The following is a 9,222-nucleotide window of genomic DNA, read 5'->3' as shown; positions in this document are numbered from 1 at the left end:
GTCCTGGAGACCCTGCGCCGCAACGAGGGTGGTCCCGCGCGTCTGGTGACGGCGCTGTCGGCCGCCTTCGTCGCCGGCCTGCCCGTCGACTGGACGACCCTGCTCCCCGCCGGCCGGCACGTCGATCTGCCGACCTACGCCTTCCAGCACCGCCGCTACTGGCTGGACCAGGGCGTCCGGGCCGGCGACCCGGCCGGGCTCGGGCTGGCCCCGGCCGGGCACCCGCTGCTGGGCGCGGCGGTCAGTTCGGCCCACGACGGCACCGTGCTGTTCACGGGTCGTCTCTCCGCCGCGGCTCACCCGTGGCTCGCCGACCACGTCGTCCTGGGTACGGCGATCGTGCCGGGGACGCTCTTCGTCGAGCTGGCGGCCTGGGCGGGCGGCGAGGTGGGCCGTCCCACCGTCGAGGAGCTGACCCTGCACACCCCGCTCGTCCTGCCCGACTCCGAGGCGCCGCGGATCCAGGTGGTCGTGGGCGCGCCGGACGAGTCCGGGGCCCGCGCGATCGGCATCCACTCCCGGCCCGAGCACGCGCCCGCCGACCAGCCCTGGACCCGGCACGCGGAAGGCACGCTGGTCGAGGGCACGGACGTCGACGGCGCCGGCCCCGAGTGGGCGAGCTGGCCGCCGCCCGGTGCCGCGCCGCTGGACGTGGACGACTTCTACGAGCGCCTGGCGGTCTCCGGGGTCGACTACGGCTCCGCCTTCCGGGGCCTGCGGGCCGCCTGGCGGCGCGGCGACGACCTGTTCGCCGAGGTCGCGCTCCCCGCCGAGCACGAGCGCGAGGCGGCCGCCTTCGCCGTGCACCCGGCGCTGCTGGACGCGGGGGTCCAGGCGCTCCGTGCGGGCGCCGGCGAGGACGAGGACGTCCGGGTCGCCTTCTCCTGGCACGGTGTCCGCTTCTCCGGCACGGGTCCGGTCGGCCTGCGGGTCCGGCTGACCCCGGGCGGGGAGGGCGCGGTGTCGATGCGCGTCGCGGACGCGGCGGGCCGTCCGGTCGCGGTGGTCGAGTCGCTGACCGTGCGCCCGGTCTCCGCCGAGCAGTTGCGCGCGGCCGGCGGTGCGCACCGGGACGCGCTCCTCCGACTGACCTGGTCGGCCCGGGGCGAGGACGCGCCGGGCCGTGCTGTGCCCGGACGTCTCGCCGTGCTCGGCGCGGCGGACACCCTCGACACCCTCGGCGCCCTCGACGACTTCGACCCGGCGGCCCGGTACGCGGATGTGGCGGCCCTCGCCGCCGCCGTCGCGGCCGGCTCGCCGGCACCCGACACCGTCGTGCTCGCCGCGACCGACCTGGACCCGGACGCCGCCCCGGACGCCGAGCCGACCGCCGCGGCATTCCCCCGGATCCCGCTCGCGGAGGCCCAGGTCGCGGCCTGGGCCACCGAACCGGGGCTGACCGACAGCAGGCTCCTGCTGGTGACCCGGCAGGCCGTCCTCACCACGGACGGGGACCGGGTGCCCGACCCGGCCCGGGCGGCTGTCTGGGGCGCGGTGTGCGCGCTCCAGGCCGCGCACCCGGACCGGATCCTGCTGGCCGACCTGGACGCCGACCCGGCCTCCGCCGCCGCACTGCCCACGCTGGTGGCCGCCGGCGAACCGAGGCTCGCCGTGCGCGGCGGACGGCTGCTCGCCCCCTCGCTGGCCAGGGCAGTGGCGGCCGACCGCGCGGCCCCGGCCGAGCCGTGGGGCGCGGGCGGCGGCACGGTGCTGATCGGCGGCGCGGACGGCCCGCTGGCCGGCGCGCTGGCCGGACACCTGGTCGCGGCCCACGGTGTCGGTCGCCTGGTCCTGCTGCCGGGCGGCGACGCGGGCATCGGTGCCGTGCACCGGCTGGCGGACCGGCTGGCCGGGGCGGGCGCCGAGGCCGAGGTCGTCACCTGGACGCCCGGCGACCACGACGGGCTGCGTGCCGCGCTGGACGCGGCCACCGCCGGGCACCCGGTGGCCGGCGTGCTGCTCGCGGTGGCCGGTGCGGCCCGCGACGACGCGGAGCCGGACGTCGAGGCGAGCCTGGCCCTCTCCGGGCTCCTTGCCGCGCATCCGGGCGCGTCACTCGTGACGCTCTCCCCGGCGAGCGGGCTGACCGGCGCCCCCGAAGCACCCGCGACCGCCGCGGCGGTCGCCTTCGCCGAAGCGCTGGCGGCCGCCCGGCACGCCGACGGCCTGCCCGCCGCCGCGCTCGCCTGGGGCCCCACCGGAGCCGGCGGAGCCGAGGCCGAACTCCAGGAAGGACTGCTGGAGTTGACGGAGGCCGAGGCGCTCGTGCTGTTCGACGAGGCGCTGCGTGCGGCCGGACCGGGCCTGGTGCTCGCCCGGCCCGACCGCGCGGCCCTGCGCACCCGCCCGGAGGCCGTGCGCGGTCCGCTGCGGCACCTGCTCCGCACCCCGGAGGTCCGCCGTGCGGCCGCCGGCGCCGATACGCCCGGGACCCAGGGGGCCGACGCCCTGCGACGGCGGCTGGCGGCGCTGTCCGAGGAGGAGCGCGAGCGCGAACTGGTCACGCTCGTACGGACCGTGGCGGCAGCCGTGCTCGGACACCCGGGCGCCGACGAGGTCGGGCCCGAGCGGGCGTTCAAGGAGGTCGGCTTCGACTCGCTGATGGCGGTCGAACTGCGGAAGCGCCTGGTGCGCGCCACCGGCGTGCACCTGCGCTCGACGCTGGTGTTCGACTTCCCGAACCCGGTGAGCCTGGCCCGCCACGTGCTGGCGCGCCTCGCCGAGGAGTCCTCCGGGGCCACACCGGTGCTCGCCGACCTGGACCGGCTGCACGAGGCGCTGCCGGCGGTCCTGGCCGAGGACGGGGCCCGCGACCGGATCGCCGAACGCCTGCGCGAGCTGCTGGCGTTGTGCGGGGCACCCGACGACGGGGCCGACGGAACCGACGAGGACGACCTCGGGTCCGCCAGCGACGACGAGCTGTTCTCCCTCGTCGACCAGGGGTTCGAGTGATGCCGCGGACCCACCCGGGCCCACCGTGGGACCGGCACCAGCACCAGACCAGCGACAACGACCGTTCGATCGAGGAGTCGGAGTAGACGTGGCCGAGTCGGAAGAGAAGCTGCGGTCCTACCTCAAGCGGGCCGTCGCCGACGCGCGGGACGCGCACCGGCGGGTCCGGGAGCTGGAGGAGCGGGGCCGCGAGCCGATCGCGATCGTGGGCATGGCCTGTCGCTTCCCGGGCGGGCTGTCGACGCCGGAGCAGCTGTGGGAGTTCGTGGCGGGCGGCGGCGACGCGATCGGCGCCTTCCCGACCGACCGGGGCTGGGACCTGGAGGCCCTGTACGACCCCGACCCGGACGCCCCCGGCACGGCGTACGTCCGCGAGGGCGGGTTCCTCCACGACGCCGCCGACTTCGACGCCGGGTTCTTCGGGATCTCGCCGCGCGAGGCGCTGGCGATGGACCCGCAGCAGCGCCTGCTGCTGGAGATCTCCTGGGAGGCCGTCGAGCGGGCCGGCATCGACCCGAGCACCCTGCGCGGCAGCCGCACCGGGGTGTACACCGGGATCAACTGGCTCGACTACACCACCCTCCTCGCCCGGACGGCGAAGGGGCGGGACGGCACGCTGGGCATGGCCAACGCCGCCAGCCTGCTCGCCGGCCGGGTGTCCTACGTCCTCGGGCTGGAGGGGCCGGCGGTGACGGTGGACACGGCGTGCTCCTCCGCGCTGGTCGCGCTGCACCTGGCGGTCGGCGCGCTGCGCGCGGGGGAGTGCGACCTCGCGCTCGCCGGAGGCGCCACCGTGATGTGCACCCCGGAGACCTTCGTCAACTTCAGCCGGCAGCGCGGCCTCGCCCCGGACGGCCGCTGCAAGCCGTTCTCGGCGGCGGCCGACGGCTTCAGCCCCGCGGACGGGGCGGGCCTGCTGGTGGTCGAGCGCGTGTCGGACGCGATCCGCAACGGACACCCCGTCCTCGCCGTGGTGCGCGGCTCGGCGGTGAACCAGGACGGCGCGTCCAACGGGCTGACGGCGCCGAACGGTCCGTCGCAGGAACGGGTGATCCGGGCGGCCCTGGAGGCCGCCGGGCTGGCCGCACGCGACGTGGACACGGTGGAGGCGCACGGGACGGGTACCCCGCTGGGCGACCCGATCGAGGCGCAGGCGCTGCTGGCGACGTACGGGCGGGGCCGTCCCGACGACCGGCCGCTCTGGCTCGGTTCGGTGAAGTCGAACATCGGTCACACCCAGGCGGCGGCGGGTGTGGCGGGGGTGATCAGGACGGTGATGGCGCTGCGGCACCAGGAGTTGCCGCGCACCCTGCACATCGACGCCCCCTCGCCGCAGATCGACTGGGCGACCGGCAACGTCCGGCTGCTGACCGAGCCGGTGGCCTGGCCGCGTTCGGAGCGCCCGCGCCGGGCCGCCGTGTCGTCGTTCGGCGCCAGCGGCACCAATGCGCATGTGGTGCTGGAGGAGGCGTCCGAGGCGGAGGTTCCGGCGGCGTCCGAGGCGGTCGAGGCGGTCGAGCCGGTCGGCGGGGTGGTGCCGTGGGTGGTGTCGGCTCGGTCGGGTGCGGCGCTGCGGGAGCAGGTGGAGCGGTTGCGGGAGTGGGCGGTGGCGCATCCCGGGGCCGATCCGGTGGACGTCGGCCGGTCGCTGGTGACGGGCCGGGCGGTGTTCGAGCACCGGGCGGTCGCCGCCGGACGGACGATGGCCGAGCTGGTGGACCGGCTGGGTGAGATCGCCGGGGGTGAGTCGGCTGCGGTGTCGGGTTCGGGCGCGGTGTTCGTCTTCCCGGGCCAGGGCTCGCAGTGGGCGGGGATGGCCGCCGAACTCCTCGACGCCTCACCGGTGTTCTCCGCTGCGATCGCAGAGTGTGCGGGGGTGATGGATCCGCTGACGGACTGGTCGCTGCTGGAGGTGCTGCGCGACGGTTCGGGTGCGCTGCTGGAGCGGGTCGACGTGGTGCAGCCCGTGCTGTTCGCGGTGATGGTGGGCCTGGCGCGGTGGTGGGAGTCGTGCGGGGTTCGGCCGGCGGCCGTGATCGGCCATTCGCAGGGCGAGATCGCCGCCGCGCATGTGGCCGGGCTGCTGTCCCTGGAGGACGCCGTCCGGGTGGTGGTACTGCGCAGCCGGACCCTGAGGGGCGTGACGGGTGGCGGGATGCTGTCCGTCGGCCTCGGCGCCGAGCGCGCCGCCGAACTCGTCGCCGGAGACCAGCGGTTGTCGCTGGCAGCCGTCAACGGGCCGTCGAGCGTGGTGCTCTCCGGAGAAACCGGGGCGCTGGCCGCCGTGGTCGAGCGGTGTGAGCGCGAGGGCGTCCGGGCCCGCTGGATTCCGGTCGACTACGCCTCGCATTCGGCGTACATGGACGCGGTCCGCGACGAGGTCGTCGAACTGTCCTCCTCCGTTCGGCCGTTGGCGGGCCGGGTGGCGATGTACTCGACGGTGACCGGCGAAGCGGTCGAGTCGCCGGAGCAGCTGGCGGGTTCGTACTGGTTCGACAACCTGCGCGGGACCGTTCGGCTGGACGCGGCGGTGCGTGCGGCCCTCGCGGGTGGGCACACCACCTTCGTGGAGTGCAGTCCGCACCCGGGGCTGGTCGTCCCGGTCGCGGATCAGCTCGAAGAGGTCCCGGGCGCCGTGGTCCTGGAGACCCTGCGCCGCAACGAGGGTGGTCCCGCGCGTCTGGTGACGGCGCTGTCGGCCGCCTTCGTCGCCGGCCTGCCCGTCGACTGGACGACCCTGCTCCCCGCCGGCCGGCACGTCGATCTGCCGACCTACGCCTTCCAGCACCGCCGCTACTGGGCCGAGCCCGACCCCACGGACGTCGTCGGCGCGGGCTGGGGCCAGTCGGCGCTGGAGCACCCGGTGCTGGGCGCCGCCGTCGAGCTGGCCGACGGCTCCGGGACGGTCCTGACCGGACGGTTCTCCACCGCCACCCATCCGTGGCTCGCCGACCACGCCGTGCTCGGCACGGTCATCGTTCCGGGCACGGCCTTCCTCGAACTCGCCCTCCGCGCGGGGGCCGAGGCCGGCTGCCCGGTGGTCGACGAACTCACCCTGCACACCCCGCTCGTGCTCTCCGACGCCGAGGACGTGCGGATCCAGGTCACCGTGGAGGACCCGGACGAGACGGGCGCCCGCGCGGTCGGCATCCACTCCCGGCCCGAGAACGCGCCCGCCGACCGGCCCTGGACCCGGCACGCCACCGGCCTGGTCACCGCCGCCCCCGAATCCCCGGCCGAGGCCCCGGCCGACGAGGCGGCGCCCGAGCAGTGGCCTCCGCCCGGCTCCCGGCCGGTCGACGCGGACGACCTCTACGAGCGCGCGGCAGCGGCGGGCTTCGACTACGGCCCGCTGTTCCAGGGCCTGCGGCAGGTCTGGCGGCGCGGCACCGAGCTGTTCGCCGAGGTCGAACTCCCCGACGAGGGCAGTGCCGACGCCGACCGCTTCGCGCTGCACCCGGCCCTGCTCGACGCCGCGATGCACCCGATGCTGGTCCGGGAGGATGCGGACGCGCCGCTCCAGGCCGGCCTGCCGTTCTCCTGGACGGCCGTCCGGCTGGACACCCGCCACAGCCGCGCCCTGCGCGTGCGGCTGGCGGCGGGCGCGGCCGGCGCGATCTCGCTGAGCGCCCACGACGAGGACGGCCGGGCGGTCGTCTCCATCGGCTCGGTGGTCGTCCGGCCGGTCTCCGCCGAGCTGCTGCGGACCGCCGACACGCCGCTGCGCGACTCCCTCTTCGAACTCCGCTGGAAGGAGACGGAGTTCGCGGCCGGACCGGCTTCCGGCCGGACCGTCGCCCTCGACGACGCCGCCACCATCCTCGACGACTCCGGGGACCGGCTCCCGGAGGCCGTCCTCGTGCGCGTCCCCTCCGCCGACGGCCCGGAACCCGAGCGGACGCACGAGCTGACCGCGCGCGTCCTCGACCTCCTGGGCCGCTGGCTGGCCGACCCCCGGACCGCCGACACCCGTCTCGTCCTGCTGACCACCGGCGCGGTCGCGGCCGGCGCGGACGAGCAGGTCACCGACCTCGCCCCGGCCGCCGTCTGGGGTCTGGTCCGCTCCGCGCAGGCCGAGCACCCCGGGCGCTTCGTGCTGGTCGACGCCGACGCCGACACCCCCGAGGAGGCCGTGCTCGCGCAGGCCGCCTCGGGCGAGAGCCAGCTCGCGCTGCGCGGCGGCACCGGGTTCGTCCCCGGCCTGGTCCGGGCCGCCGCCCGCCCCGAGGACACCGGCTTCACACCCGCGCCCGAAGGCACCGTCCTGATCACCGGCGGCACCGGCACCCTCGGCGCTCTGCTGGCCCGCCACCTGGTGGCCGAGCGCGGCGCGCGCCGACTGCTGCTGCTCAGCCGGCGCGGCGCGGACGCCCCCGGCGCGGCCGAGCTGGCCGCCGAACTCACCGAGCGGGGCGCCGAGGTGCGCATCGAGGCCTGCGACGCGGCCGACCGCGAGGCCCTCGCCCGGGCGCTCGCCGCGATCCCCGCCGAGCACCCGCTCACCGCCGTCGTCCACGCGGCCGGCGTGCTCGACGACGGGGTGATCCAGGCCATGACGCCCGAACGGCTGGCCGCCGTGCTGCGCCCCAAGGCCGACGCCGCATGGAACCTGCACCTGGCCACCCGCGATCTCGACCTGGACGCCTTCGTCCTGTTCTCCTCGGCCGCCGGCCTGATCGGCAACCCCGGGCAGAGCAACTACGCCGCCGCCAACGCCTACCTCGACGCCCTCGCCCGCCACCGCCGCGCCCACGGCCTGCCCGCGACCTCGCTCGCCTGGGGCTGGTGGGCCGACGGCAGCGAGATGACCGCGGGGCTCGGCACGGCCGACCGCCGGCGCATGACGGGCCTCGGCGTCCTGCCGCTCTCCGCCGAGCAGGGCTGCGCACTCCTGGAGACGGCGGTCAACCGCGCCGAGCCCGTCCTCATGCCGGTCCGGATGGACCTCGCCGTGCTCCGCCGCGCCGACGCCGACGCGGTGCCCACGCTGCTGCGCGACCTCGCCCGGGTGCCCGGCCGCCGTGGCGCGGCGGCCGGCGGCAGGGCGCGGTCGGGCGCGCTGACGGCCCGGCTGGCCGGCCTGCCGGAGGCCGAGCGCCGGCAACTGCTGGTGCGGACCGTGTGCACCCACGCCGCCGCCGTGCTCGGACACGGCGACGAGGACGGCATCGAGGAGAGCCGCGCGTTCCGCGAGCTGGGCTTCGACTCGCTCACCGGGCTCGAACTGCGCAACCGGCTGAGCAGCGCCGTCGGCCTGCGCCTGCCCGCGACGCTGGTCTTCGACTACCCGAATCCCAGGCTGCTGGCCGGCCGCCTGGCCGACCTGCTCACCGACGGCCCGGCCCCGGCGGGCGCGTCCGCCCGGCCCGTGCCGGTGGCTCCGGACGAGCCGATCGCCATCGTCGGCATGGGCTGCCGGCTGCCGGGCGGCGTGACCTCCCCGCAGGAGCTGTGGGACCTGGTCGCGGGTGGCGTCGACGCGCTCACCGGCTTCCCCGCCGACCGGGGCTGGGACATCGACCGGATCTTCGACCTCGACCCCTCGCGCCCGGGCAGCACCTATGTGCGGACCGGCGGATTCGTGGACGACGCGGCCGAGTTCGACGCCGCCTTCTTCGGGATCTCGCCGCGCGAGGCGCTGGCGATGGACCCGCAGCAGCGCCTGCTGCTGGAGACCTCCTGGGAGACCATCGAGCACGCGGGCATCGACCCGGAGTCGCTGCGCGGCAGCCGCACCGGCGTGTTCGCGGGGGCGATCTACTACGACTACGCGACCCGCCTGAACCGGGTGCCGGACGAGCTGGAGGGCTACCTCGGCAACGGCAACGTCGGGAGCGTCGCCTCGGGCCGCGTCGCCTACGCGCTCGGGCTGGAGGGCCCGGCGGTGACCGTCGACACGGCCTGCTCGTCCTCGCTGGTCTCGCTGCACCTGGCCTGCCAGGCGCTGCGCGCCGGTGAGTGCGATCTGGCGCTGGCCGGCGGCGTGACCGTGATGTCGACGCCCGCCGTCTTCGTCGACTTCGCCCGCCAGCGCGGTCTGGCGGCGGACGGGCGGTGCAAGCCGTTCGCGGCGGCGGCGGACGGGACCGGCTGGGGCGAGGGCGTGGGCCTGCTGCTGGTCGAGCGGCTGTCGGACGCGGTGCGCAACGGGCATCCCGTGCTCGCGGTGGTGCGCGGTTCGGCGGTGAACCAGGACGGCGCGTCCAACGGTCTGACGGCGCCGAACGGTCCGTCGCAGGAGCGGGTGATCCGGCAGGCGCTCGCCGGCGC

General features: G+C 76.7%; 2 protein-coding genes. Both read left to right on the top strand.

Going from position 1 to position 9,222, the window contains the following annotated elements:
* The coding region (locus ABT093_RS39775) for a SpnB-like Rossmann fold domain-containing protein (RefSeq protein WP_350572389.1) at positions 1 to 2,952 on the top strand (2,952 nt) is incomplete at its 5' end.
* Between the two features lie 88 nt (positions 2,953 to 3,040).
* The coding region (locus ABT093_RS39770; protein ID WP_350572388.1) for a type I polyketide synthase at positions 3,041 to 9,222 on the top strand (6,182 nt) is incomplete at its 3' end.

The organism is Kitasatospora sp. NPDC002551, assembly GCF_040296005.1.
Lineage (GTDB): Bacteria > Actinomycetota > Actinomycetes > Streptomycetales > Streptomycetaceae > Kitasatospora.
Note: the sequence above shows the minus strand (reverse complement) of the source record. Positions and strands in the feature narration are given on the sequence as shown.